The 25,135-nt window shown below is 76.0% G+C and carries 21 protein-coding genes; 7 read left to right on the top strand and 14 right to left on the bottom strand.

What is annotated here, in order from left to right; all coding sequences use genetic code 11:
- Positions 1 to 36 precede the first annotated feature (36 nt).
- From BMZ33_RS16410 to BMZ33_RS16370, 9 genes are all read right to left on the bottom strand, one after another.
- Positions 37 to 1,032 carry a D-alanine--D-alanine ligase family protein gene (locus BMZ33_RS16410; protein ID WP_091112997.1) on the bottom strand — a complete coding sequence of 332 codons (996 nt, stop codon included), beginning with the start codon at positions 1,030 to 1,032 and terminating at the stop codon, positions 37 to 39.
- Positions 1,029 to 2,378, bottom strand: a complete 1,350-nt coding sequence (locus BMZ33_RS16405) for an aminotransferase-like domain-containing protein (RefSeq protein ID WP_091112994.1) — start codon at positions 2,376 to 2,378, stop codon at positions 1,029 to 1,031. The genes BMZ33_RS16410 and BMZ33_RS16405 overlap by 4 nt, the downstream gene beginning before the upstream one ends.
- A 166-nt stretch (positions 2,379 to 2,544) precedes the next feature.
- Positions 2,545 to 3,693, bottom strand: a complete 1,149-nt coding sequence (locus BMZ33_RS16400; protein ID WP_169064442.1) for an N-acetylmuramoyl-L-alanine amidase — start codon at positions 3,691 to 3,693, stop codon at positions 2,545 to 2,547.
- A gap of 117 nt (positions 3,694 to 3,810) precedes the next feature.
- Entirely contained in the window at positions 3,811 to 4,137 is a 327-nt protein-coding gene (gene trxA / locus BMZ33_RS16395) for a thioredoxin (RefSeq protein WP_091112986.1), read from the bottom strand.
- Positions 4,138 to 4,302: 165 nt separating this feature from the next.
- Positions 4,303 to 5,313, bottom strand: coding sequence for a thioredoxin-disulfide reductase (gene trxB, locus BMZ33_RS16390; protein ID WP_169064441.1), 1,011 nt, complete (start codon positions 5,311 to 5,313; stop codon positions 4,303 to 4,305).
- Between the two features lie 66 nt (positions 5,314 to 5,379).
- Positions 5,380 to 7,005: a hypothetical protein gene (locus BMZ33_RS16385; RefSeq protein ID WP_091112982.1), complete on the bottom strand. Its 1,626-nt coding sequence runs from the start codon at positions 7,003 to 7,005 to the stop codon at positions 5,380 to 5,382.
- Positions 7,006 to 7,079: 74 nt separating this feature from the next.
- A complete protein-coding gene (gene murJ, locus BMZ33_RS16380; protein WP_169064440.1) occupies positions 7,080 to 9,173 on the bottom strand; it encodes a murein biosynthesis integral membrane protein MurJ in 2,094 nt (697 codons plus the stop codon).
- Positions 9,170 to 11,440: a DUF6049 family protein gene (locus tag BMZ33_RS16375; protein ID WP_091112979.1), complete on the bottom strand. Its 2,271-nt coding sequence runs from the start codon at positions 11,438 to 11,440 to the stop codon at positions 9,170 to 9,172. Before BMZ33_RS16375 ends, murJ begins: the two co-directional genes overlap by 4 nt.
- 67 nt (positions 11,441 to 11,507) lie before the next feature.
- The gene (locus tag BMZ33_RS16370; RefSeq protein WP_091112976.1) at positions 11,508 to 11,984 is read right to left on the bottom strand and encodes an NUDIX hydrolase; all 477 of its coding nucleotides are present in this window, start codon (positions 11,982 to 11,984) and stop codon (positions 11,508 to 11,510) included.
- 42 nt (positions 11,985 to 12,026) lie between these two features.
- On the opposite strand from BMZ33_RS16370, the gene BMZ33_RS16365 reads away from it, so the two are divergent.
- From BMZ33_RS16365 to BMZ33_RS16355, 3 genes are all read left to right on the top strand, one after another.
- On the top strand, positions 12,027 to 13,520 hold the full coding sequence (locus BMZ33_RS16365) for a CCA tRNA nucleotidyltransferase (protein ID WP_091112972.1): 1,494 nt from the start codon (positions 12,027 to 12,029) through the stop codon (positions 13,518 to 13,520).
- Positions 13,521 to 13,622: 102 nt separating this feature from the next.
- The gene (locus BMZ33_RS16360; protein WP_211202892.1) at positions 13,623 to 13,805 is read left to right on the top strand and encodes a hypothetical protein; all 183 of its coding nucleotides are present in this window, start codon (positions 13,623 to 13,625) and stop codon (positions 13,803 to 13,805) included.
- Positions 13,806 to 13,901: 96 nt separating this feature from the next.
- On the top strand, positions 13,902 to 14,753 hold the full coding sequence (locus BMZ33_RS16355; protein ID WP_091112967.1) for a matrixin family metalloprotease: 852 nt from the start codon (positions 13,902 to 13,904) through the stop codon (positions 14,751 to 14,753).
- Positions 14,754 to 14,763: 10 nt separating this feature from the next.
- Here the strand turns inward: BMZ33_RS16355 and BMZ33_RS16350 are convergent, their stop codons facing one another.
- Positions 14,764 to 16,047 (bottom strand): MFS transporter, encoded by a 1,284-nt coding sequence (locus BMZ33_RS16350; protein ID WP_091112963.1) that lies wholly within the window; start codon positions 16,045 to 16,047, stop codon positions 14,764 to 14,766.
- Between the two features lie 64 nt (positions 16,048 to 16,111).
- On the opposite strand from BMZ33_RS16350, the gene BMZ33_RS16345 reads away from it, so the two are divergent.
- Entirely contained in the window at positions 16,112 to 16,789 is a 678-nt protein-coding gene (locus BMZ33_RS16345; protein WP_091112960.1) for a YqgE/AlgH family protein, read from the top strand.
- Positions 16,790 to 16,902: 113 nt separating this feature from the next.
- On the opposite strand, the gene BMZ33_RS16340 is transcribed toward BMZ33_RS16345, so the two are convergent.
- The 3 genes from BMZ33_RS16340 to BMZ33_RS16330 all read right to left on the bottom strand — a co-directional run bounded on the left by BMZ33_RS16340 (position 16,903) and on the right by BMZ33_RS16330 (position 19,606).
- On the bottom strand, positions 16,903 to 17,661 hold the full coding sequence (locus tag BMZ33_RS16340) for a hypothetical protein (protein ID WP_091112957.1): 759 nt from the start codon (positions 17,659 to 17,661) through the stop codon (positions 16,903 to 16,905).
- 157 nt (positions 17,662 to 17,818) lie between these two features.
- Positions 17,819 to 18,898, bottom strand: coding sequence for an inositol-3-phosphate synthase (locus tag BMZ33_RS16335; protein ID WP_091112953.1), 1,080 nt, complete (start codon positions 18,896 to 18,898; stop codon positions 17,819 to 17,821).
- A 108-nt stretch (positions 18,899 to 19,006) separates the two neighbouring features.
- Positions 19,007 to 19,606: a PadR family transcriptional regulator gene (locus BMZ33_RS16330; RefSeq protein ID WP_091112949.1), complete on the bottom strand. Its 600-nt coding sequence runs from the start codon at positions 19,604 to 19,606 to the stop codon at positions 19,007 to 19,009.
- A 157-nt stretch (positions 19,607 to 19,763) separates the two neighbouring features.
- Here BMZ33_RS16330 and BMZ33_RS16325 point away from each other — a divergent pair, with 157 nt between their 5' ends.
- From BMZ33_RS16325 to BMZ33_RS16315, 3 genes are all read left to right on the top strand, one after another.
- The gene (locus BMZ33_RS16325; protein ID WP_169064439.1) at positions 19,764 to 20,177 is read left to right on the top strand and encodes a DUF5318 family protein; all 414 of its coding nucleotides are present in this window, start codon (positions 19,764 to 19,766) and stop codon (positions 20,175 to 20,177) included.
- A gap of 156 nt (positions 20,178 to 20,333) precedes the next feature.
- Entirely contained in the window at positions 20,334 to 22,730 is a 2,397-nt protein-coding gene (locus tag BMZ33_RS16320) for a transglycosylase domain-containing protein (RefSeq protein ID WP_091112943.1), read from the top strand.
- Positions 22,731 to 22,756: 26 nt separating this feature from the next.
- Positions 22,757 to 24,280, top strand: coding sequence for a glycosyltransferase family 87 protein (locus tag BMZ33_RS16315; RefSeq protein WP_091112940.1), 1,524 nt, complete (start codon positions 22,757 to 22,759; stop codon positions 24,278 to 24,280).
- Here the strand turns inward: BMZ33_RS16315 and BMZ33_RS16310 are convergent.
- On the bottom strand, positions 24,277 to 25,095 hold the full coding sequence (locus BMZ33_RS16310) for a deoxyribonuclease IV (RefSeq protein WP_091112937.1): 819 nt from the start codon (positions 25,093 to 25,095) through the stop codon (positions 24,277 to 24,279). The genes BMZ33_RS16315 and BMZ33_RS16310 overlap by 4 nt on opposite strands.
- Positions 25,096 to 25,135 lie beyond the last annotated feature (40 nt).

Raw genomic sequence — 25,135 nt, 5'->3', positions numbered from 1 at the left:
CGTCACGGACGGAACCCGGGCTCTGGTGCCGGTGGCTCAGCGGGTGGTGCCGGCCCGCCGGGCGAGCAGGCGGGAGAGGACGTCGCCCAGGTCGTGCCCGGCCGCCTCGACCGCCATGGGGAACATGGAGGTCTCGGTCAGCCCCGGGGAGACGTTCACCTCGAGGAAGTGCACCTGCCCCTCGGCGTCGACGATCGCGTCGGTGCGGGAGAGGTCGGCCAACCCCAGCGCCCGGTGCACCCGCACGGCGAGCTCGGCCGCGCGGGCCGCCACCTCGTCGGGGACCCGGGCCGGCGCGTGGTACTCCGTCAGGCCGGGGGTGTAGCGGGCGGTGTAGTCGAAGACGCCGGACTCCGGGGCGATCTCCACCGCCGGGAGCGCCTCGGGCCCCTCGCCCAGGTCGACCACCGAGACGGCGAGCTCGACGCCGTCGACGAACCGCTCGACCAGCACCGTGTCGCCGTAGGCGAAGCAGCTGACCATCGCGGCGGGCAGGTCCTCGACGCGGCCGACCTTCTGCGCGCCCAGCGCCGAGCCGCCGGAGGCCGGCTTCACCATCAGCGGCAGCCCGAGGCGGGCGACGATGAGGTCGAGGACGGCGCCGGCGCCCAGCTCGCGGAACGTGCTGTGCGGGAGGGCCACCCAGTCCGGCGTCGTCAGGCCGGCGCTGCGCACCACGGACTTGGCGGCCGGCTTGTCCCACGCCAGCCGGCAGGCCGCGGCGGGCGAGCCGACGTAGGGGACGCCGGCCAGGTCGAGGACCGCCCGCAGGGCGCCGTCCTCCCCCGTGGCGCCGTGCAGGGCGATGAACACCGCGTCGGCCGGCGCGGCGGCCAGGCCGGGCAGCAGCTCGGCGTCGGCGTCGCGCAGCTCGGCGTCCACGCCGACGCGGGCCAGCTCCTCCACCACCTGCGTGCCGGAGGAGAGGCTGACCTCCCGCTCGAAGGTCAGGCCACCGGCCAGGACGACGGCGTGCAGGGGGGCCTCCTCGGACGTGGCGGTCGGTGCCGCGGGTGCGGCGGGCTCGGTCATGCGCGGGGGTCCTCCGACCGGTCGCTGTTGGCCGGGCCGACGAGGGTCTCGGCGGTGTGCGTCGGGACCGGGCGGCCCACGGCCCGGAAGGAGCCGGTGTCGACGGCGTCGAAGGTGGAGTGCAGGTCCAGCTCGGCCTCGATGACGCGGGCCAGCCGGCGCACGCCCTCGCGGATCTGGTCGGGCTCGGGGTAGCAGTAGGACAGCCGCATGTGCTCGCGGCCCGACCCGTCGGCGTAGAAGCCGATGCCGGGCACGTAGGCGACGTGCGCGTTCACCGCGCGGGGCTGCATGAGCTTGCTGTCCAGGCCGTTCGGCAGCTTGAGCCACACGTAGAAGCCGCCGTCGGGGCGGGTCCAGGTGGTGCCCGGCGGCATGAGCGCGTCGAGCGACTCCAGGGTGGCGTCGCGCCGCTCGCGGTAGAGCTCGGTGAACAGCTTGATCTGCTCGCGCCAGGGCTGGGTGTCCAGGTACCGGGCGACCGCGTACTGGGTCAGCGACGGCGGGCAGAGCACCTGCGCCTCGGTGGCCAGCACGAGCTTCTCGCGGACGGCGAGCGGCGCGAGCACCCAGCCCACCCGCAGGCCCGGCGAGAACGTCTTGGAGAACGAGCCCAGGTAGACGACCCGCTGGGCGTCGCGGGCCCGCAGCGCGCGCATCGGCTCGCGGTCGAAGCCGAGCAGTCCGTAGGGGTTGTCCTCGATGACGAGCAGGTCGTACCGGTCGGCGATGTCGACGATCGCCTGGCGGCGCGGCTCGGACAGCGTCACGCCGCCGGGGTTGTGGTAGTTCGGCACCGTGTAGAGGAACTTCACCCGGTCGCCGTTGGCCCGGCACTCCAGCAGCGCCTGCTCCAGCGCCTCGGGGATCAGGCCGTCGTCGTCCATCGGGACGTGCCGGACGCGCGCCTCGGCGGCCTGGAAGACACCGAGCGCGCCCACGTAGGAGGGGCCCTCGGCGAGGACGACGTCGCCGGGGTCGCAGAAGACGCGGGTGACCAGGTCCAGGCCCTGTTGGGAGCCGACGGTCACCACGACCTCGCTCGGCGAGGCGTCGGTGATGCCCTCGAGCGCCATGACGTCGCAGATGCGCTCGCGCAGGCGGGGGTCGCCCTGCCCGGAGCCGTACTGGAGGGTCTGCGCCCCCATGCCGCTGACCAGCTCGCCGATCATCGAGCCGACGGCGTCGAGCGGGAGGGCGGTCACGGCGGGCATCCCGCCGGCCAGCGAGACGACCTCGGGCCGGCTCACCACGGAGAACAGCGCGCGGATCTCCGAGGTCTTCATCCCGTGGGTGCGTGCTGCGTACCGGTCGGCCAGGGGGTCCAGCCGCGGGTGGCGGGGCACGACGTGGGAGTGCGGGTGCGGGGAACCGGGCGACGCCGGACCCGGTGGGAGAGAGGCCACCCGTCGAGTGTAGGGAGGGCGCCCGGGGGGACCGACCGACACGGCGGGTCGAGACGGACCGGTCACACCCCGGACCCCAGGCGCCCCACCCGTGTCCGGGGAGTCGTCAGACCCGGCCGGGGAGGACGAACGTGCCGGTGGGCGGGTCGGCGTCGGCCGGCAGGAACAGCCGCTGGACGGCGGCCAGGACGGCGGAGGCGACGCTGCTGCGCACCCGGGCGTCGAGCAGCAGCAGCCGGTCGACGGGGTGGGAGAGGTAGCCGCAGTCGAGCCGGACGGCGGGCATGCGGGTCATCCGCAGCAGATCCCACGTCTTGGGGTGCCCACCGAGGTCGAGCATGCCGGTGCGGGCGGTCACCTCGCGGCGGACCAGGTCGGCGAACTTCTCCCCCACCGTGGACGACGTCCCCGAGCCGGTGCCGTAGTAGTAGCTGGCCACCCCGCGGGCGTGCTCGGACCCGTGCGCGTCCAGGTGCAGGGAGACGAACAGGTCGGCGCGCGCGTCGTTGGCGAACCCGGTGCGCTCGGCCGGGGTGGGGTCCTGGGAGCGGCCGCGCGTCAGGTAGACCGTGGCGCCGGCGGCGGCCAGCTGGCCCTCGATGCGGCTGGCGAGGTCGAGCACGAGGTCGGCCTCGGTGGTCTCGCCGTAGGAGCAGCCGGGGTCGTTCCCGCCGTGCCCCGGGTCGACGACGATGCGCCGGCCGATCAGGTGCGGACCGCTGTCGACGAACGAGGCGCTCTGCCGCAGCAGCTGCGGGCGGCCGCCGGTGACCTTGCGGCCGAGCTGGCGCAGCGCGCGCAGCGTGGCCGGCCCGCAGGTGCCGTCGGCGGTCAGCCCGTAGTCGCGCTGGAAGGCGCGCAGGCCGGTCTCGGTCTCCGGGCCGAAGATGCCGTCGGCCCGCCCGGCGTCGTAGCCGAGCTCGAGCAGCCGCTCCTGCAGGTTGGTGACGTCGTCGCCGCGCATGGGCCGCTCGGGGTCGTGGTGCAGCAGCCGGTCGCCCAGCGACCAGCGTGCCTCCGACAGCGCCCGGTAGGTCTCCTCGCCGACGCGGCCGTCGACCGACAGCCCGCGCACCTGCTGGAAGTGCCGGACGGCGAGCTCGGTGGCCTGGTCGTAGACCTCGGCGCCGACGTCGTCCGGGACGCCGTCGGCCGGTGGCAGCAGGCCCAGACTGCGCAGGGCGGCCCGGACGTCGGCCACGGCGGGTCCCCGGCTGCCGGGACCCAGCGGTTGCATGCTGCTCTCGCTACCCATCGTGCCCACGATTGTCCCGGCTTCGACCCCGCCCGGCCCGCCGGGGGTCCCCGGACGCGCCAGGGCCCGCCTGTCCGGGCGGACGGGCGGGCCCTGGCGGTGGGACCGGCGGTGGACCTACAGGTAGTCGGCCAGGTCGGAGAGGATGGCGCCCTTGGGCTTGGCGCCGATGATGCTCTTCACCGGCTTGCCGCCCTGGAAGACGGTCATCGTCGGGATCGACATGACCTGGTAGTCACGCGCGATCTGCGGGTTCTCGTCGATGTTGAGCTTGGCGATCGTCAGCTTGTCGCCGTGCTCGCGGGCGATCTCCTCCAGGACGGGGGCGACCATCTTGCACGGGCCGCACCACTCCGCCCAGAAGTCGACGAGGACGGGCTTGTCGCTGCCCAGCACCTCGTTGGCGAAGCTGGCGTCGGTGACCGTCACGGTGTTGCCTGCCATTGGTCGTTCTCCTCCGGGTCGATCGAGGTCTGCGGGGTGGAGCCTCTGCGGGGTGCAACCCGCGGAGGGGTCGCGCTATGCCCGTGGTGGTGACGGGCCGGAACGGCCCCCTCCCAGGGTCCCGCGCCGAGCGGAGCGAGGCGCGGGGGGCGAGGGGGTCCTCCCTCAGCGCTCGTCGAAGGTCTCGGCCAGCCAGCGCTCGGCGTCGATGGCCGCGGCCGCGCCGGTGCCGGCCGAGGTGATGGCCTGCCGGTAGACGTGGTCGACCACGTCGCCGCAGGCGAACACGCCGTCGAGGTTGGTGCGCGTCGTCGGGTGCTCGACCTGCACGTAGCCCTCGTCGTCGAGCTTGAGCTGCCCGACGAACAGCTCGCTGCGAGGGTCGTGGCCGATGGCGACGAACAGGCCCGAGACCGGGAGCTCCTCGGTGGCGCCGGTGGCCACGTCGGTCAGCTGGACGGCGGAGACGGTCGAGTCGCCGAGGACGTCGGTGACCTGCTTGCCGAGCGCCCAGCGGATCTTCTCGTTGTCCTGCGCGCGCTTCTGCATGATCTTCGAGGCGCGCAGCTCCTCCCGCCGGTGGACGACGGTGACGGTCTTGGCGAAGCGGGTGAGGAAGGTGGCCTCCTCCATCGCGGAGTCGCCGCCGCCCACCACGACGATGTCCTGGTCGCGGAAGAAGAAGCCGTCGCAGGTGGCACAGGCCGAGACGCCGTGGCCGAGCAGGCGCTGCTCGTTGTCCAGGCCCAGGTACCGGTACTTCGAGCCGGTGGCGACGATGACCGCGTGCGCGAGGTGCACCTCGTCGCCGACCTTGACCACCTTGGGGGTGGCGGTCAGGTCGACCTCGGAGACGTCGCGGGCCACCAGCTCGGCGCCGAAGCGCTCGGCCTGGGTGCGCATGTCCATCATCAGCTCGGGACCCTGGATGCCCTCGGCGAAGCCGGGGAAGTTCTCCACCTCGGTGGTCGTCATCAGGGCGCCGCCGAACTGGGAGCCCTCGAAGACCAGCGGGTGCAGGTTGGCCCGCGCGGCGTAGATCGCCGCGGTGTACCCGGCGGGGCCCGACCCGACGATGATCAGGTCACGGACGCCGTCGTGCTCGGCCGGCGGGATGACCGGCGAGGTGATCGCGGTCGTCGTGGCGGGGCCGGGGGTGGGCTGCGAGTCGGTCACGGGCGGCACAACGCCAGATCGTAGGGCCGCATTCCGTGGTCAGGGGCGCGGCGGGCGCTCTCGGGCCTACGTGGCGGGGGTGACCGCGACCTCGGCCAGGGAGCCCTGGAAGCCGTCGTCGGCGGGCACGAGGCCGGTCACCCACACCACCACGTACTGCGTCGTCACCGGCTCCTCGAAGGCCAGCTCGCCGGTTCCCTCGACGGTGCCGCCGGCGGCGACGGCGTAGGACTCGAGGTCGCCGTCGGGCGAGTCGCCGGTGCGCACCTCGACGGTGATGCCCGGCGTCGAGGTGGTCAGCGTGACCCCGGCGACCGGCTGCGCCGAGCCGAGGTCGTAGACGACGCCGACGCCGGGCTTGAGGTTGCCGAAGTCGGCCGAGCCCCGGTAGGTGAGCGTGGACCACGCCGTGGCCGGGTCGCCGTCGAAGGAGGCCGGGACGTCGTCGACGTTCTCCGGCTCGCCGTCCCCGAACGGGTCGAGCACCGTGCCACCGGTGATGGCCGCCGGTGCGGCGTCGGGCGCCGGAGCGGCGGCCGTCTCGGCGGCGGGGCTGGTGGACGGGGCGGGCGGCGCGGCGCCGGGCACCCGGTCGACCTCCTCGTCGGCGACCGACAGCACGCTCGTGCCCACCCAGTACGCGAGCGCGATGACGAGCAGCAGCGCGAGCAGCGGGAGCCCGACGACCAGCAGCCGGCGGCGGGTGGGTGAGCCCGCCCGGTCCTCGGCCGGGTCCTCGTCGTCCGGGGCACCGTCGTCGTGGAGCAGGTCGTCGTGCACCAGGTCGTCGTGCGGGGACTCCTCGTCGGTCCACCGGCCGCTCGGGACGGGCGGCAGCACGCCGGCGGAGACGCGCTGCGGCCGGTCGTCGTCCTCCTCCGGCACGGGGGCGGGCGCGCGGTGGGCCCCCGCGACGCGCTCGGTCTCGCGGTGCTCGCGCAGCCGGCCCAGCCACCCGCTGTCGCTCTCGTCGCCGCCGCGGACGGGGCGGGCGCCGGCGCGCGGGCGCTCGGCCAGCAGCGCGGCCATCGCGGCGGCGCTGGCCAGCCGGGAGCCCGGCTCGGTGGAGCGCGCGCGGCGCACGAGGGCGGCGAGGTCGGGGGCGCCGATGACCGGCGGGGCGCCCGAGGTCCCGGCCTGCCGGCCGGTCAGGCAGAACTCGAGCAGCGCGCCGAGGGCGGAGATGTCCTCCTGCACGCTGCCGGTCGCGGCGGGGACGGCGCGCAGGCCGACGAGGCCGTTGGGCCGCAGCACGACGGTCTCGGGACCCAGCCCGCCGACGGCCAGGCCGACCCGGTGCGCCTCGGCGACGCCCTCGGCCAGCCGGCGCAGCACGGTGCGGGCCTCACGCTCGCCCATCGGACCGGAGGCCAGCCGGTCGGCGAGGGTCTGCCCGTCGATCCACTCGTTGACGACGTAGGCGGGGCTGCCCGCCTGCCCGCCGGTGCCCTCGGAGGCGTCGTAGACCATGGCCAGGGCGGGCGTGGCCAGCCCGCCGGCGGTCAGCGCGCGGGCGATCCAGGCGCGGGCGGGCGGGCCGCCGGGGACGTGCACGCGGACGGCGACGTCACGGTTGAGGACCCGGTCCTTGGCCCGCCAGCTGTGGATGACGCCGGTCTGGGTCCGCTCGACCGGGCCGAGCTCGTCGAGCGGGCGGTAGCGGTCGGGGAGGCCGGTGATCGTGGACGTCATCGACGCGGCCGTCCTCCCTCCGGGTCCGGCGGCTGGCTGCCCCGGGGCGGGCGCCGGCCCGGGCGGGAGGGTGCTCACCCGCGGCCCAGCCGCGCGCGGACGGCGGCGAGGGGCTCCCGGAGCTCCGGGACGCGGGCGAGCACGAACCCGGCCAGGGTCGTGACACCGACGACCACGGTACCGACCAGCACGGTCGCGAGCGAGCCCGTCACCGACGTCCCGAACGCGTCGTCGGTCACGCTCAGCACCAGCCGGCCGGCGAGCGCACCGACGGCCGCGGCGAGGGCCATGCGCAGCACCGGTCCCAGGGTCCGCCCGCTGCCCGCCGTCCGCAGGTGGCGGCGCAGCGCGAGGTGGCCCAGCGCCCAGCCGGCGAGGTAGGTGACGCTGGTGGCCAGCATGAGCCCCGCGACGACGTGCTCGGGCCCGACCAGCGCCGGCACGAGCAGCAGCAGCGGCACCCGGACGACGACCATGCCGACCTGGATGAGCGTCGGCGTGCGGGCGTCCTTCATGGCGTAGAAGACCCGCAGCTGCAACAGGGTGACCGCCATGGGCAGCAGGCCGAACGCGCCGAGGGCCAGCGCCGCGCCGATGCCCTGCGCCTCGTCGACGGAGGTGTTGCCGCGGGCGAAGGCGACGACCCCCAGCGCGGGGCTGAGCACGGTGAGCGCGGCGGTCACCGGCAGCAGGCCGAGCGCCGAGAGGCGGGTGCCCAGCGCCAGGTCCTGCACCACGCCGGGGACGTCGTGCCGGGCGGCGGCGCGGCTCATCCGCGGCACCAGGGCGGTGAGCAGGGCGACGCCAATGATCCCGTAGGGCATCTGGAACAGCAGGCTGGCGTAGGCGAAGGCGCTGGAGCCGAGACCGCCCTCGCGCGCCGCGGCGTTGGCCACCCGGGTGGCGACGATGACGCCGATCTGGCTGACCGCGACGTAGAGGACCACCCACACGCCCAGGCTGCCGACCTCGCGCAGGCCGGTCTCGCGCACGTTCCAGCGCGGCCGCAGTGGGACGCCGGCCCGGCGCAGCAGCGGCACCAGGACCAGCGCCTGCACCACGATCCCCAGCAGCGTGCCGCCGCCGAGCAGCCACACCTGCCCGCTGGTGATCGTCCGCGGCTCGAGGTCACCGGGGCCGCCGGCAGCGATGAACAGCAGGCCGGTGGCGATGACGACGACGTTGTTGAGCACCGGCGCCCAGGCGGGCGGGCCGAAGACGCCGCGGCTGTTGAGGACCGCCTGGGCCAGTGCCCCGACACCGTAGAAGACGATCTCCAGCAGCAGGATGCGCGCCAGCCAGTTGGCCAGCCGCACCTGCTCCGGGTCGCCCTGGATGCCGTAGAGGGCGGTCAGCAGCGGCGCGACGGCGACGGCGAGCGCGGTCACCACGACCAGCCCGGCGATCGCGAGCGTGGACAGCCGCTGCGCGTAGGCCACCCCGCCGTCGCGGTCGCGCTCCTGGGCGTGCACCAGCAGCGGCACGATCACCGAGGTCAGCACGCCGCCGAGCAGCAGCTCGTAGACGATGTTGGGCAGCGTGTTGGCCGTGTTGTAGGCGTCGTTGACCAGCCCGACGCCCAGCGCCGCGGCCAGCACCATCGTGCGCAGCAGGCCGGTCACCCGGGAGACCAGCGTGGCGACCGCCATGGTGCCGGCGGCGCGCAGGATGCCCCGGCTGCCGCCGGGCGGGCCCTCCCGCTGCTGCGCCTCCTCCTCGGTCTCCCCCTCCGGCGCGTGCGGCACCGGCGGCAGCTGCAGGATCGGGATGACCTGCGTCTCGTCCGCCGGGATGAAGCGGCGGCGGGCCGGCGGGGGCACCGGGGGCAGCGGCCGCGGCGCGCGCTGCGGGGCGCCAGCAGACGGGGCGGGCGGCGCGGGTGCCGGTGCCGGCCGCGCCGGCGGCGGCACCGGCGGCACCGGCCGGGCGGGCGTCTCGCGGGCGTCGCCGGGCGGCGGTGCCACCGGGTAGGGCGGCGGGGGCAGCGGGCGGGCCGGCCGGGCCGCCGGGGACGGCGCCGCGGAGCGGGACGACGGCGGGGCGGCCGGGGGCACCGGCGGCAGCGGCCGGGGGACCGGGCCGCGGGCGGGCCGGCCCTCCTCCACCACGTCGGGGGACGGGTCGCGGGCCGTGAGCTCCTCCTCCTCGCTGCGCGGGCGGCCGGTCACACCGGGCTCCGGCTGGGCGGCCAGACGGTGCCCTCGGGCTGCTCCTCCTCGGCCGCGCCGCGGCGGCGGCGCAGCACGAACAGCACCCCGCGGCGCAGGAAGAGCAGGCCGAGCAGGACGGCGGCGCCGATGGTGATCGACAGCGAGATGGTGCCGTACGTGGTGCTGCGCACCTGGATGGCCACCGGGTCGCCCAGCCGGCCGCCGTCGGGCGTGGTGAGCGCCGCGGTCACGGCGAAGCGCCCCGACTGGCTCAGCTGGGTGGGCACCTGCAGTGTCGTGCGCTGCTCGGGCGCGACCTCCAGGACGCCGACGTCGCCGATGGCCAGCCCCACGTTGTCGCGGGTGCGCACGTCCACCAGCACCCGGACGGCGAAGGGCAGGTCGTTCTGCACGGTGAGGACCAGCGGCGCGTCGTTCGAGGCCAGGCTGTAGCTGCCCTCGACCGGGGCCAGCAGGCTCACCTGCTCGCGCAGCCCGCCGAGGGTGGCGCGCAGGTCGGCCGCGACGACCCGGGAGCCCTCCGGGTCGCCCCGCCAGGAGGCGGAGGCGGCGCGCGCGGTGGCGGCGTCGTAGGGCGCCAGGGCGTCGGCGGGCTCGCCGACGACGGCGCCGGCCAGGTCGTCGCGCAGCTCCACCGCGGCGGCGACGTCGGCCAGGGCGGCCGGGTCCAGGCCCGCCGCCTGGGGCGGGTCGCCGTCGGCGGGCGCGAGCGCGCCGTCCGCGCCGCTGAGCGGTCCCGCGGCGAGGTCGGCGAGCGAGGCCGGCCGCAGCCCGGGCAGCGCGGTGTCGGTGATCATCGCGGCGACGGCGTCCGGGTCGGGGTCGACGTCGCGCGGCGGGGCCACCAGCACGCTCTGGCCGGCCGGGTCGGCCACCGGCTGCTGGGAGAGCAGCACCAGCTCGGCGAGGTAGCGCTGCTCGGCCACGCGCACACCGCCCTCGGTGGTCCGGGCCGACCCGACCAGGTCGGAGAGCCGCCCGTCGGCGACCAGCGCGGGGACCGGCCCGTCGTCCCCGGCGACGGTGGCGCGGGCGGCGGCGCCGCCGTCGAGGCCCAGGACGGCGTCCGCCGCGGCCAGCGCGCCGGAGTCGAGCACGACCGTGTCGACGCCGCCGTCGGCCAGCGTGGCCAGGGTGTCGGCGCGCAGCGACCCGCCGGCGGCCCAGGCGAGGTCGGTGCGGGGCTCGATGCCGAGCTGCTCGGCCAGCAGGTCGGCGCCGGCCGGGCCCGGGGAGTCGCCGCCGACCACCGCCCCGCCGTCGCCGTCGACCGGGTCCTGCGCGGCGCGGGGCAGGCTCCGGGTGACGACGGCGGGCAGGCCGGCGGACTGCAGCGCGTCGGCGTCCACGTCGCCGTAGGGCAGCGCGACGACGGTGTGGTCGGCGGCCACGGCGCGCAGCCGGTCCAGCCACGCGGCGGCGGCCTCGGTGCCGGTGCCGGCACCCTCCTGCCCGGCGACGGCGTAGGGCCCCTCGGCCATCAGCGCGAGCTCCTCGACCAGCACGGGGTCGACCGCCAGCGTCACCGGCGCGACCGGTCCGGGCTCGACGGCACCGGGGAGGACGGCGGTGGGCAGCCGCTCCAGCACCGCGAGGGCGCGGTCGAGCCGGCCGTCGGCGGACACCTCGGCGGCCAGGTCGTCGTCGGCGAACCCGCCGGCGGCGTCGCGGTGGGTGGGCTCGACCAGCGGCCAGAGCCAGGCGACCGACGTGGCGGTCGCCGGGGGCGCCGTCTGCTGCACGACCGAGGTCCGCACCTCCCCGACCCGGCTCTTCCCGCCGTCGGGGCCGGTGGCGTTGACGTTGAGCAGCAGCGGGTGGACGCCGTCGCGATCCATGCCCAGGTCGGCAGTGGTGGCGGTGTAGGTGAAGGCCACCTCGTCGCCGGGCGCGAGCTCCCCGGCGACCGTCGCGAAGGGAGCGGAGCCGGCGGTGACCGGGTCGGGGTCGGCGTCGGCCGCGAGCAGCTCGGCCCGCGTGGTCACCACCGCCCCCCGCTGCAGCCGCAGGGTGAGCTCGGTGAGCGTCTCGGTGCCGGTGTTGGTCAGCCGGCCCTCGACGGTCACGGTGCCCCCGGGGGCGACGGTCCGCGGGTCCAGCCGCGTCACCTCGACCGCCACGGGCCGGTCGTCGGCAGCCGGATCCGGGGCGGGCGCAGCGGGCGCCGCCGCGGCCGACGGCGCGGCGGCCACGGGCGCGGCGGCGAGCAGCGGGAGCGTCAGCAGGGCCGTCGCCAGCACCCGGGCGCTCCGGCGGCGCGTCACGGCTCCCCCGCGCCGGCGGCCCCCGGGTCGGGGGGTGGGATGCCTGGGAGGGACCTCGGGCGCCGGGTCACGCACTGTCGGCGAGCAGCGCGGGCGCGCGCTCGACCAGCGCCCGCTCGTCGGCGTAGGCGAGCCGGCCGCTCAGCTCGTCGAGGGGTACCCAGGCGACCTCGGTGACCTCGACGTCGGCGTCGGACAGCGCGCCGCCGATGGCGCGCAGGAGGAAGTGGTGCACGGTCTTGTGCACGCGGCGCCCCTCGGCGACGAACCAGAAGTCGATGATCCCGAGCGGGGCCAGCACCTCGCCGATGATCCCGGTCTCCTCGGCGACCTCCCGGACGGCGGTGTCCTCGGGGGTCTCGCCCTCCTCGATGTGGCCCTTGGGCAGCGACCACAGCAGCCGGCCGCGCCGGTCGGTGCGGCCGATGAGGGCGGCCCGGGGCCCGTGGATGCCGTCGTCGGCGACGACCAGCCCGCCCGCGGAGGTCTCGTCGACCCGGCGCAGACGGCGGCCGGGGCGTCCACGTCCGCCGGTCCCAGCCATGCCAGGAGGGTAGCGCGAGTGGTCCCACTACCCTGGCTCGTCGTGTCCGGACAGCCCGAGAGTCGCGCGGCCGCCGTGCCCGTCCCCGCGGCGGTCCAGCAGGCCGTGCGCGACCTGGTCGAGGTCTCCCCCGTGCTCGTCGAGCTCGGGGAGCGCTTCGCCGCCGCGGGCTTCGAGGCCCACCTCGTCGGCGGGTCGGTGCGCGACGCCCTGCTGGCCGCCGGCACCGGTGCCGCCCGGCCGCCCGGCGACCTCGACGTCACCACCGACGCCCGCCCCGAGCAGGTGCTGCGGCTGCTGCGCGGCTGGGCCAGTTCCACGTGGAACACGGGGATCGCGTTCGGCACCGTCGGGGCCGAGGTCCGGCACGACGGCGAGGCGACCCGGCTGGAGATCACCACCTACCGCGCCGACCGCTACGACCGCGAGTCGCGCAACCCCGAGGTCGCCTGGGGCGACTCGCTCGTCGACGACCTCGCCCGCCGTGACTTCACCGTCAACGCGATGGCCGTCTCGCTCGGTCCCGACCGCACGGTGACCGACCCCTTCGGCGGCCTGGGCGACCTGCTCGCCCGCCGGCTGCGCACGCCCGGGGCGGCGGCGGACTCCTTCGCCGACGACCCGCTCCGGATGCTGCGCGCCGTGCGCTTCGTCGCCCAGCTCGGCCTGACCCCGGTCGAGGAGGTGGTCGGGGCGATGACCGCGATGTCGGGCGAGCTGGCCCGGATCACGCCCGAGCGGGTGCAGGTGGAGCTGTCCAAGACGCTGCTGCAGGACGCGCCCCGGGCCGCCCTGGAGCTCTTCGTCGCGACCGGCCTGGCCGACGTCGTGCTGCCCGAGCTGTCCGCCCTGCGGATGGAGATCGACGAGCACCACCAGCACAAGGACGTCTACACCCACTCGCTGACCGTCCTGGACCAGGCGATCGCGCTGGAGAGGGCCGATCCGGACGCCGGGTCCCCGGACCTGGTGCTGCGGCTGGCCGCCCTGCTGCACGACGTCGGCAAGCCGGCCACCCGCCGGCACGAGCCGCGCGGACGGGTCTCCTTCCACCACCACGAGGTGGTCGGCGCCAAGCTGGTGCGCAGGCGGCTGCAGGCGCTGCGGTACTCCAAGGAGGTCGTGGAGGACGTCGCCCGGCTGACGTTCCTGCACCTGCGGTTCCACGGCTACGGCACCGGCGAGTGGACCGACTCCGCCGTCCGCCGCTACGTCACCGACGCCGGTCCCCTGCTGTCCCGCCTGCACAAGCTGGTGCGCTCGGACTGCACGACGCGCAACCGGCGGCGCGCGGCCGCGCTGGCGGCCACCTACGACTCGCTGGAGCGGCGGATCGCCGAGCTGTCGGCCGCCGAGGACCTCGCTCGCGTGCGCCCCGACCTCGACGGCAACGCGATCATGGAGATCCTCGGCATCCCGCCGGGCCGGGAGGTCGGCGAGGCGTGGCAGCACCTGAAGGACCTGCGCCTCGAGCGCGGCCCGCTCGGCCGGGAGGAGGCCGAGGCGGAGCTGCGCGCCTGGTGGGCCGCCCGCTGACCCCCGGGCCGGCTCCCTGGCCCCGTCGCGTGACCACCGACGTCCTCGGCTCGCGGGGCCGAGGACGACGTCCGGCTCGACCCGGACTTCCGCTGGGTGACCGTGGGGCACCCCAGCCGGACCGGGCTGCAGGTGCACCTGACCACCCGGCGTCGACCTCGTGCCGCCCACGCAGCGCCCGACGGCGTCGAGGCGCTCGTGCGGGACGACTCGGGCGACCGGATGGTCCTGGTCGAGCCGCGCGCCCGCACGCCAGGGCACCTCGAGGACCAGGACCCCTCCTGACCTCCCCCGGCCGGGTGGGGACACCCGGCCGGGGCCTCCCCCACCGCGGCGTCCGCCGGTAGGACCGACTCCCGGACCGGACGGCGGGAGGCACGGGTGGACGGCGGGCCGCACCACCTCGGCGGGCTGCCCGTGCCCGCGCCGCACCGCGGGAACGCCCGCGGCCTGCCGGCCGTGGCGCTCGTCCTCGCCCTGGCGCTCGGGGCCGTCTGGCTGGCGGGCTCCCCGGGCCGGCCCTGGTCGCCGGCCCCGGTCGTCGCGGCCGTGGGCGGCGCGCCCGGCGACCGGCCGACACCCGGCGTCGGGGCCGCCGACGCCCCGCTCGGCCGGCCGCCCGCCGTCCCGGAGCTCGGGACCTGGAGCTTCCTGCAGCACCAGGGGGACGGCGAGACGCCGGTCGCCTACGACCCGTGCCGTCCGGTGCACTACGTCGTCCGGCCCGACGGTGCCCCGGCGGAGGGCGCGCGCCTGGTCGCGGAGGCCGTGGCCGAGGTGTCGGCGGCCACCGGGCTGCGGTTCGTCGCCGACGGCGCCACCGACGAGGCCTGGTCGGAGGACCGCCCGGCCACCCAGCCCGGCCGCTACGGCGACCGCTGGGCGCCGGTCCTCGTCACCTGGGAGACACCGGCCACGGTGCCCGCCCTCGCCGGCACGGTGGCCGGTGTCGCCGGCAGCGAGGCGTGGTCGGCGGGGGGCCCGTACGTGTACGTGACCGGTGCGGTCGCCGTCGACGCCGGGTGGGCCGCCTCCGTGGGCGGCTCCCCCGAGGGGCGGGCGGCCCTGCGGGGCGTGCTGGTGCACGAGCTGGCGCACGTCGTGGGCCTCGGGCACGTCGACGACCCCGGCGAGCTGATGTCCCCGCACGGCAGCGCCACGGGGCGGCTCGGGCCCGGTGACCGCTCCGGCCTGGCCCGGCTGGGCCGGGGGGCCTGCGAGCCGGGTCTCTAGGGCAGGGGGCTCAGGACAGGGGCGCGTGGTCGCGGGTCAGGCGGGCGTAGAGCGCCGAGGTGAGCAGGTACCCCGCCGCGACGACGGCCAGCGCGGCTCCCGAGCGGCCGTCGGGGGGCAGCAGCAGCGCGGCTCCGACCAGCGCCGACACGTAGCTGACGTTGACCAGGGTGTCGTAGACGGAGAAGACGCGGCCGCGCAGCTCGTCGTCCAGGGACTCCTGCAGCGTGGTGTCCACGCAGATCTTCACGCCCTGCGCGACCAGGCCGAGCACGAACGCGGCGGCCACCGTCGACGGCGGGGTGAAGGGCAGCCCGAGCGCCAGCTGCAGCACGCCGCCGACGGCCAGCACGCCCACCGTCCACCGGCGCCGGCCCACCCGCCGCACCGCCGCGGGCGTCACGGCGGCGGCCAGGACGGTCCCCGCGGCACCGGCGGCGACCGCCTGCCCGAGGCCGACCAGGCCGCCGGGCAGCAGCCCGCCGGCGTCGGGGAAGCCGGTGCGGTAGAGCAGCATCGTCAGCAGGGTCAGGACGCCGTAGCAGAGCCGGTGCGCGCTGATCGCCAGCAGCGCCGCGGCCACCGGCGGGCGGGCGCGGGCGTGCCGGGCGCCCTCGACCATCCCGCGCACCACCGCCCGCGCCGTCAGGCGGTCCGGTCCGACGGCGGCGTCGGGGCCCAGGTACGCCGGGGCGAACCCCGCCACGACGAGCGAGGCCAGCAGGTAGGGCAGCGCCGCGGAGAGCGCCACGGCGGCGTACACGGCGTCCCCGGTGACGCCGAGCCGGGACAGGGCCACGGCCACGCCGCCGCCGGCGACCGTGGCGACGGCCCCCAGTGTCGTCGACAGCGCGTTGGCCGACACCAGCGAGGGCTCGTCGGCGGTGTGCGGCAGCCCGGCCGACAGCGCCGACAGCACGAAGCGGGTGACCGAGAAGACCGCCAGGCCGAGGGCGTAGAGCGGGAGCCCGGAGACCCCGGCGAGCACCGTCCCCGCCACGGCGGCCACCAGGACCGCCCGCAGCAGGTTGGCCCGCAGCAGCACCTGCCGGCGGCTCCACCGGTCCAGCCAGACGCCGGCGAAGGGGCCCACCACCGAGTAAGGGAGCAGCAGGACGGCGAACCCGGCGGCGACGTCGAGCGGGTCGGCGGCGCGCTGCGGGTTGAACAGCACCGTGCCGGCCAGCGAGGCCTGGAAGACGCCGTCACCGAACTGCGACAGCAGCCGGGTGGTGAGCAGCCGGCGGAAGTCGCCGCGGAGCAGCAGGTGCCGCACGGTCGTGTCGGCAGCCACGCAGGCGAGGGTAGGACGCGCTTCCGCCGCCCCCCGACGGCCGGGCTGTTGCACACTGGGGTGGATGTCCGCGGTGCCCCCGTCACCAGATCCCGAGTCCGGCCGGCCCACCCGGCGGGGCACGGGCCGTCGTCGCCCGGCCGTGCCGCCGCTGTCCACCGGGACGCTCGACGACGTCGGCCCGGGATCGCTGCTGGTCGCGATGCCGGCGCTGACCGACCCGAACTTCGCCGGCGGCGTCGTCTACGTGCTCGACCACAACGACAGCGGCACCCTCGGCGTCGTGCTCGGCCGGCCCAGCCAGGTCGAGATCCGCGACGTGCTGCCGGGCTGGTGCGACCTCGCCGTCGAGCCTGGCGTCTTCCACGTCGGCGGCCCGTGCGAGACCGACACCGCGCTGTGCCTGGCCGCCTGGTCCGGTGCCGCGGCCGCGGAGGACGCCGGCCTGCGCCAGGTGGCCGGCGACGTCTACCTCGTCGACCTCGACGCCGACCCCGCCGACCTCGAGTGCGGCTCGGGGCGCGGCCTGGCCGGGCTCCGGGTCTTCGCCGGGTACGCGGGCTGGTCCCCCGGCCAGCTCGCCGCCGAGATGGCCGAGGGCGCGTGGGCCTGCGTGCCCGGGAGCCCCGCGGACGTGCTCAGCGACCTGGCCGGCTCGGCGCTGTGGCGCGCGGTCCTGGGCCGGCAGCGGGGCCGCCTGGCGGTGCTGTCGACGGCGCCGGCCGACCCGTCGGCCAACTGACCCGGCACCGCGTGCGCCCCGGGCGCGCGCACAGCTCCCCCATCTGGTAGGAAGAGCTCCGGAAGGGGCGGTCTGGGGAAGAGGCCGCCCCTTCCCCGTGTCCTGGTCCGCTCTCAGACGCCGACCGCCGTGGCCACCGCCGGGTGGGCCACCGCGTCGACGGTCTGCCCCTCCTCCGGCAGCGCGATCGTCCGCGGCCCGTGGTCGGCCAGCGTGACCGTCACGTCGTCCTCCTGACCGGGCAGCCGGGTGGCGTACTGCAGCAGCAGCCCGCTGCCGTCGTCCACGGCCACCGACCAGCCGGCGTCCGACGCGTAGACCGAGGCCAGTCGCCCGTCGATCGAGCGCTGCCCCTGCCAGGTGTGCCCACCGGCGGTGAAGGCCGCGGCGTCGTCGGTCCCGTCCGCGCCGAGGTTGAGCACCAGCCGCACGAGCACGTCGGTCAGCGGCACCTCCTCCGAGCCGGTGGCCAGCGGCCGGCGCACGAAGGGGACGTCGGGCAGGCCCTCGGCCGACAGCGCCGCCGGCAGGCCCGCGAGGTCGCCGAACCAGACGGTGTCCGCGGTGAAGAACACCGTCCGGACGTCGTCGGGTTGCTCCCCGCCGTAGGAGGTCACCGCCCGGGCGCGCCCGGTCGCGCCGGCCAGGTCGACCTCGCCGGTCAGGGTGAGCAGCCCGTCCTCGCCGAAGGGCGCGGTCGCGACCAGGTCCGCGCCGCCCGTCTCCGCGGTGCCGGCCAGCAGCCCGGCGAGCACCTCGGCCTCCTCGGCGGTGACCGGGTCGCCGGGCTGCCGGTCGGCGGGGTCGTCGGTGCAGCCGGTGAGCAGGACCGCCAGCAGGACGAGCGCGATCGCGAGCAGGCGGCGCGGCATGGCGGCCAGCGTATGCAGCGCCGCGTCCCGACACCGGCCGCCCTGCACGGACCCGCCGCGAGCCCGCGAGTGGTGGGGCAGGGTGGTCCTTGCTGCGACAGGGCCCGCCCCCCGGGTCGGAGGACGGGCCCTGTCGCTGGAGCCTGGCGTCAGGCCGTCACCGCTCCACGTCGCCGCGGATGAAGGCCTCGACGGCGTCGCGCGCCTCGCTGTCGCTGTACTGCACCGGCGGCGACTTCATGAAGTACGACGACGCCGACAGGATCGGGCCGCCGATCCCGCGGTCCTTGGCGATCTTCGCGGCGCGGACGGCGTCGATGATGATGCCGGCCGAGTTGGGCGAGTCCCAGACCTCGAGCTTGTACTCCAGGTTCAGCGGGACGTCGCCGAACGCGCGGCCCTCGAGCCGGACGTAGGCCCACTTGCGGTCCGACAGCCACGGCACGTGGTCCGACGGGCCGATGTGCACGTTGTCGGTGCCCATGTCGCGGTCGACCTGGCTGGTGACGGCCTGGGTCTTGGAGATCTTCTTCGACTCCAGGCGCTCGCGCTCGAGCATGTTCTTGAAGTCCATGTTGCCGCCGACGTTGAGCTGCATCGTGCGGTCGAGCTGGACGCCGCGGTCCTCGAACAGCTTGGCCAGCACCCGGTGGGTGATGGTCGCGCCGACCTGGCTCTTGATGTCGTCGCCGACGATCGGCACACCGGCGGCGGTGAACCGGTCGGCCCACTCCGGGGTCCCGGCGATGAAGACCGGCAGGGCGTTGACGAAGGCGACGCCGGCGTCGAGGGCGGCCTGCGCGTAGAACTCGGCGGCCTGCTGCGAGCCGACCGGCAGGTAGCAGACGAGGACGTCGGCGCCGGACTCGCGCAGGGCGGCCACGACGTCGACCGGCTGCTCGTCGGACTCCTCGATCGTGGCCCGGTAGTACTTGCCCAGGCCGTCGAGGGTGGTGCCGCGCTGCACGGTGACGCCGAGCGGCGGGACGTCGGTGATCGTGATGGTGTTGTTCTCGCTGGCGACGATGGCCTCGGAGAGGTCGCGGCCGACCTTCTTGGCGTCGACGTCGAACGCCGCGACGAACTCCACGTCGGACACGTGGTACTCGCCGAAGCGCACGTGCATCAGGCCCGGCACCGAGGTGGTCTCGTCGGCGTCCCGGTAGTAGTGCACGCCCTGCACCAGCGACGCGGCGCAGTTGCCGACGCCGACGATGGCGACCTTGACAGCTCCCATGGTCTTCCCTTCATCCCTGGACCGGGTGGTCCTCACTGCGGACCGTTCGGTCCTGGCGGTGGCTGCCGGTGGGGCTGGACAGCCGGTGGTGCCCTGCGGTCGTGCGGGTCAGTCGGTGCCGGACGGCGGTCCCGCGTCCTGACCGGTCTGCCGTCCCGGGTCGCGCCGCTCGCTGTCGATGAGCTCGGACAGCCAGCGCACCTCCCGGTCGACCGAGTCGAGGCCGTGGCGCTGCAGTTCCAGCGTGTAGCGGTCGAGCCGTTCCCGGGTCCGCGCCAGTGAGGACCGCAGGCCGTCCCGCTGCCGTTCGACCGTGCGGCGGCGCCCCTCGAGGATGCGCAGCCGCACGTCGGCAGCGGTGTGCCGGAAGAAGGCGAGGTGGACGCCGAAGAGCCTGCCGTCGTCGTAGGCCTCGGGGCCGGCCTGGCTGACCAGCTCCGCGAACCGCTCCTTGCCCTCCGCGGTGATCGTGTAGACCACCTTCCCGCGACGTCCGGTCAGCGGTGGTGCGTCGGCCGGCAGCGGTGCCCGACGATCGGGCTCGTCGGTGCAGACGAGCCCGGCGGCGTGCAACCGCTTGAGTGCGGGGTACAGCGAGCCGTAGGAGATGCTGCGCATGCCACCGAGCACGTCGGCGAGCTGTTTGCGCAGCTCGTACCCGTGCATGGGCGACTGTTGCAGCAGTCCCAGGATGGCGAACTCGAGCACCTCGCCCCCCAGCCTCTCCTGCCGGTCGATGTATCGAGACGATACATCGGAGCCTCGACGGGGCCGCAACCCGGAGCCGGTCGCACCCGCCCGGGTGACGCCGCGTCCCGGCGTCGCAGCGGTCCCCGGGGTGGCGGACCTGCGTACATTGGCGGCCGTGCCCGGACGTCGATCCGTCGTGGACTACTCGCTGCAGCGGCGAGCCGTCCTCGCGGACGTCCACTCCGGGCGCACCGGGCTCTTCGAGGTCTGTGACGCCAGCCCGTACCTGACCCGCGCGGCGAGGTACCACGGCCGGACCACCGACGTCCCCTGCCCGGTCTGCCGCCGGGAGCGCCTCGCGCTGGTGAACTACGTCTACGGCGAGTCGCTCGGGCACGTGTCGGGGCAGGCGAAGACCGACGCCGAGCTGACCCGGATGGACGCCGCGCAGGAGGAGTTCTCCGTCTACACCGTCGAGGTGTGCCGGGCCTGCGGCTGGAACCACCTGGACTCCTCCTACGTCCTGGGGGCCGAGCCGGCGCCCGGTCGCCAGCCGCGACGGGCACGCCGCCGCGCGGTCACCGACTGACCGACCGGCGGACCGGCGGGCGACCTCCGGACCCGTCCGTCACACCCGTCCCGGGAGGACGGCGCCCACGCGCGTCCTCCCGGGTGCACACACCCGAGAACGCCACGCTGGGCGGGACCTCGTCCCGCCCACCGACTACCGAGGAGGGGCTGCCTGGTGCCTCCCCACGACGAGACCACGCCGGTCGGGCCGCAGGGCCCCGACCGGCGACCGCCGAGCGGCCGCGGCTCCGGGGGGAGCGGCGGCCGCCGTCCCCCCACCGACCGTGCCCGCGCGTCGGCGGGCCGGCCGGGCGGCTCCCGCCCCGCCGGCTCCCGGCCCGGGGGTGCCCGCCCCGTCGGCGGCGCCCCCGGCGGCAAGAAGGCCCGGACGACGAAGCAGCGCCGCCGCCGCGGCCTGAAGGTCGCGCTGGCCGCGCTCGCCGGGCTGCTCGTGCTGCTCGGGGTCTTCGTCGGCGTCGTCTACGCCACCACCGAGGTGCCCGACCCCGACTCGGTGTCGAACGCGCAGACCACCGTCGTCTACTACGCCGACGGCACCACCGAGATGGGCCGCCTCGGCGACACCAACCGCACGAACGTGGCGCTGGACCAGGTGTCCGAGCCCGCGCGCGAGGCGGTGCTGGCCGCGGAGAACCGGAACTTCTACTCCGACCCGGGCATCTCCTTCACCGGCATCGTCCGCGCCGCGTGGAACAACCTCACCGGCGGCTCGACGCAGGGTGGCTCGACGATCACCCAGCAGTACGTCAAGAACGCGTTCCTGACCTCGGACCAGACGTTTAGCCGCAAGTTCCAGGAGCTCTTCCTCGCGGTCAAGCTGGACAACGAGTACTCGAAGGACGAGATCCTCGAGAACTACCTCAACACCATCTACTTCGGCCGCGGCGCCTACGGCGTCGAGGCCGCGGCGGACACCTTCTTCGGCGTCCCGGCCGCGCAGCTGACCGCCCAGCAGGGCGCCGTCCTCGCCGTCCTCGTCCGCAGCCCCAGCTCCTACGACCCCGAGGCCAACCCCGAGGGCGCGCAGGACCGCTGGGGCCTGGTCCTCGACGCGATGGTCGAGGAGGGCTGGATGACCCAGGAGGAGCGCGAGGCGTCGGTCTACCCGCCGGTGCAGCCGCGGCCCGAGGGCTCGACGCAGGGCATCCCGTCGGGGCCCGAGGGCCTCGTCGTGCAGCAGGCGATCGACGAGCTGCGGGCCAAGGGCTACACCGACCAGCAGCTGCTGGCCGGCGGCCTGCGCATCGTCACCACGGTGGACAAGCCCGCGCAGGACGCCGCACTGGCCGCGGTCGGCGACGTCATGGACGGCCAGCCGGACAACCTCCGGCAGGCGCTGGTGGCGGTCGACCCGCGCACCGGCGCGGTGCGCGCGTACTACGGCGGCAGCAGCGGCACGGGCAACGACTACGCGCAGGCCCAGCGCCAGCCCGGCTCGTCGATGAAGCCCTACGTGCTGGCCACCGCCCTGGACCAGGGCATCGGCGTCAACGCCCGCCGCGACGGTAGCTCGCCGCAGACCTTCCCCGACCGCGAGGCCCCGGTGCGCAACTCCGGCGGCGCCTCCTGCGGGGCGTGCACCCTGGTGGAGGCGATGACCCGGTCGCTGAACACCACCTTCTACGGCCTGGCCTACGAGGTCGGCCCGGAGAACGTGCGCGGGACGGCGCTGGCGGCCACCGGCCTGCCCGAGACCTGGCAGGGCGGCCCGCTCGAGGGCAGCACCACCCTGGCCAACGCCGACGGCTTCACCGGCTCGGCCATCGGCATCGGCGAGTACGAGATGCGCCCGATCGACCAGGCCGTCGGCTTCGCCACCTTCGCCAACGGCGGCCAGCACCGCGACCCGTACTTCGTCAGCCGCGTCACCGACACCGAGGGTGCGGTGCTGCTGGAGTACGGCGGCGAGAGCGGCGAGCAGGTGCTGCGGGCCGAGGTCGCCAACGACGTCACCTTCGCCCTCGAGGGCGTCGCCCAGTACTCCCGCCGGGCGCTCGACGGCGGCCGCGAGGTGGCCAGCAAGACCGGTACCCAGGGCCTCAACGCCGACGACAACTCCGACGCCTGGATGGTCGGCTACACCCCGTCGATCTCGGCGGCGGTGTGGATGGGCACCGACGCCCGGGAGCCGATCGTCAACTCCGACGAGGCGATCGTCTACGGCTCCGGCCTGCCCGGCGCGATCTGGCAGCAGTTCATGGACACCGTGCTCGAGGGCACGCCGGAGGAGGACCTGCCCGACTCGCCGCGCATCCGCGGCGACACGGGCAACGGCGTGCCGGCACCGGAGACGGCGGCCCCGACCACCACGGCGCCGCCGACGCAGGCGCCGCCGACCACCGAGGCCCCGGTGACGACGGAGGCCCCGCCGCCGCCGACCACCCAGGCCCCGCCCCCGCCGCCCCCGCCGACGACCACCCCGCCGGCCCCGACGACGGCGCCGCCGACCGAGGTCGTCCCGCCGCTGAACGGCCAGCCCGGCGAGGGCAACGGCAACGGCGACCCCAACGGTCAGCCCCCGCCGACCCAGCAGGCGCAGCCGACCGCCTGACGCCGGCCGCCCGGCACACTGGTCGGGTGAGCTCCTCCCCCACGGGCCCGTCCGCCCCGGCACCCCCGCCGGCGGACGGGCCCGCGGCGTCTGCGGACCCGCCGGCCGTCCCCGCGGCCCGGCGGCCCGACCGCGTGGTGCCCACCTGGTCGGACCCGGTGGCCGCGCAGGCCAGCGAGGCCGTGGGCGGGCCCTGGGGACGGCACGCGGTGACCGGGCGGGCACTGTTCTGGACGCCGCTGCGGGTCTGCCTGCTGTTCAGCACCTGCGTGCTGGCGCTGGCCTGGCTCAAGCAGTCGCCGTGCGCGGACGGCGACTGGGCGGGCTCGGTGCAGTACACGCACTTCTGCTACTCCGACACCGTCCCGCTGTTCGGCATCCACGGCCTCGACGGCGGCGCGGTGCCCTACCTCGACTCCGCCGTCGAGTACCCGGTGCTCACCGGCGCCTTCGCGGCGCTGGCGGCGCTGCTGGGCCGCGGCTACGACGACCTCGCCGCGGCGGCCGGGCTGCTGCCCCAGGTGCCGCCCGTGCAGGCCTACTACGTGGCCACCTGCCTGCTGCTGAGCCTGTGCGCGCTGGTCACCACCCGAGCCGTGCTGGGCACCGCCGGCCACCGGCCGTGGGACGCCGCGATGGTCGGCCTCTCGCCGCTGCTGTTCGTGCACGCGTTCACCAACTGGGACCTGTTCGCCGTCGCGCTGGCCGCCTGTGGGCTGTGGGCGTGGGCGCGCGACCGGCCGGTGCTCGCCGGCGTCCTGCTGGGCCTCGGCACCGCCGCGAAGCTGTTCCCGGTGCTGCTGCTCGGCGCGCTGTTCCTGCTGTGCCTGCGCGCGGGCCGGCTGCGGGAGTGGCTGCGGGCCGCGCTCGCCGCGGGAGCGGCCTGGCTGGCCGTCGACCTGCCGGTGGCGGTGCTCGCGCCGGAGAACTGGTCGCTGTTCTTCCGGCTCAACAGCACCCGACCGGCCGACCCGGACACCGTGTGGAACGTGCTGATCACCGCCTCGGGCGGGACGCTGTTCGACGGGCCGCTGGCCGAGGGCGAGGCGCCCACGGTGCTCAACGCCCTGGTCGCGGTCTGCGTGCTGGCGGTCTTCGCCGCGCTCGGCTGGCTGGTGCTGCGTGCGCCGGTGCGGCCGCGGGTGGGTCAGGTGGCGTTCCTGCTGGTCGCCGGGTTCCTGCTGGTGACCAAGGTGTGGAGCCCGCAGTACTCGCTGTGGCTGCTGCCCCTGGCGGTGCTCGCCCGGCCGCGGTGGCGCTCGCTGCTGGCCTGGCAGGCCACCGAGGCGGTGCTGTGGGGGGTGCGGATGCTCTGGTACCTCGGCGCCGACAGCCGCGGCGTGGGCACCGAGTGGTTCTTCCTCGCGGTGACCGTCCGCGACGTCGCCGTCCTGGTGCTGGTGGCGCTGGTCGTCCGCGACGTGTGGCACCCCGACGAGGACGTCGTCCGCACCTCGTGGCCCGGCGTCGACGACCCCGCCGGCGGCCCGCTCGACGGCGCCGAGGACCGGGTGGTGCTGCACGGCCGCCGCCTCTCCCCCGTCCGCTAGGCCCGGGACAGGGCCTCGCGGACCAGGTGCACCTCCTCGGCGTGCGACGCCGAGTCGCCGGGCGTCTCCAGGACGACGGGGCAGTCGGCGGCGCGGGCCACCTCGAGCAGCAGCTCCAGCGGGATCTCCCCGCCGGTGAGCGGGGCGTGCCGGTCGCGGCCCGAGCCGGCCGGGTCGCGGCTGTTGTTCAGGTGCACCAGGTCGACGCGGCCGGTGACCGCGCGGACGTCGTCCACCGCGGTCGCGAGGTCCCAGCCGGCGGCCCAGGCGTGGCAGGTGTCGAGCACGAACCCGGCGCCGAACTCGCCGACGGCCTCCCACAGCCGGGCCACCGCGGCCAGCTCGCGGGCCATCGCGCTCTCCCCGCCCGCGGTGTTCTCGATCAGCAGCGGCAGCGGGAAGCCGCCGTCCTCGGCCTGCCGGACGAAGGTCTTGCGCCAGTTGTCGAACCCCGCGGCCGGGTCGTCCTTGGCCAGCACGTGCCCGCCGTGCACCACCATCCCGCGCGCCCCGATCGCCGCCGACGCCCGCGCGTGGACGGCGAGGTTCTTGCGGCTGGGGATGCGGATCCGGTTGTTGGTCGAGGCCACGTTGAGCACGTACGGCGCGTGCACGAAGACGGCGACGTCGGAGGCCAGCAGGTCCGCGGCGTCGGGGCGGGGCGGCGGGGCCCTCCAGCCCTGCGGGTCGCCCAGGAAGACCTGCACGCCGTCGGCGTCCATCTCGGCGGCACGGGCCAGCGGGCCGCCGGCGTCGAGCTCGTCGTCCTCGGTCAGGCCGGGTCCGACGTGGACGCCGACCGGGTGCGTGCTCACACCGGCGACGGTAGTCAGGCACGGCCCGCGGTCCCACCCG

The sequence above is a fragment of the Geodermatophilus dictyosporus genome (genome assembly GCF_900115505.1).
In the GTDB taxonomy this organism is placed as follows: domain Bacteria; phylum Actinomycetota; class Actinomycetes; order Mycobacteriales; family Geodermatophilaceae; genus Geodermatophilus; species Geodermatophilus dictyosporus.
The sequence above is the reverse complement of the archived record's forward strand: the minus strand, read 5'-3'. Positions and strand labels throughout refer to the sequence as shown.

Excerpts from the sequence above, each read along its gene's own strand:
- BMZ33_RS16410 (WP_091112997.1), bottom strand. The coding sequence starts at position 1,032 with ATGACCGAGCCCGCCGCACCCGCGGCACCGACCGCCACGTCCGAGGAG.
- BMZ33_RS16400 (WP_169064442.1), bottom strand. The coding sequence starts at position 3,693 with ATGGGTAGCGAGAGCAGCATGCAACCGCTGGGTCCCGGCAGCCGGGGA.
- trxA (WP_091112986.1), bottom strand. The coding sequence starts at position 4,137 with ATGGCAGGCAACACCGTGACGGTCACCGACGCCAGCTTCGCCAACGAG.
- BMZ33_RS16385 (WP_091112982.1), bottom strand. The coding sequence starts at position 7,005 with ATGACGTCCACGATCACCGGCCTCCCCGACCGCTACCGCCCGCTCGAC.
- BMZ33_RS16370 (WP_091112976.1), bottom strand. The coding sequence starts at position 11,984 with ATGGCTGGGACCGGCGGACGTGGACGCCCCGGCCGCCGTCTGCGCCGG.
- BMZ33_RS16345 (WP_091112960.1), top strand. The coding sequence starts at position 16,112 with ATGTCCGCGGTGCCCCCGTCACCAGATCCCGAGTCCGGCCGGCCCACC.
- BMZ33_RS16340 (WP_091112957.1), bottom strand. The coding sequence starts at position 17,661 with ATGCCGCGCCGCCTGCTCGCGATCGCGCTCGTCCTGCTGGCGGTCCTG.
- BMZ33_RS16335 (WP_091112953.1), bottom strand. The coding sequence starts at position 18,898 with ATGGGAGCTGTCAAGGTCGCCATCGTCGGCGTCGGCAACTGCGCCGCG.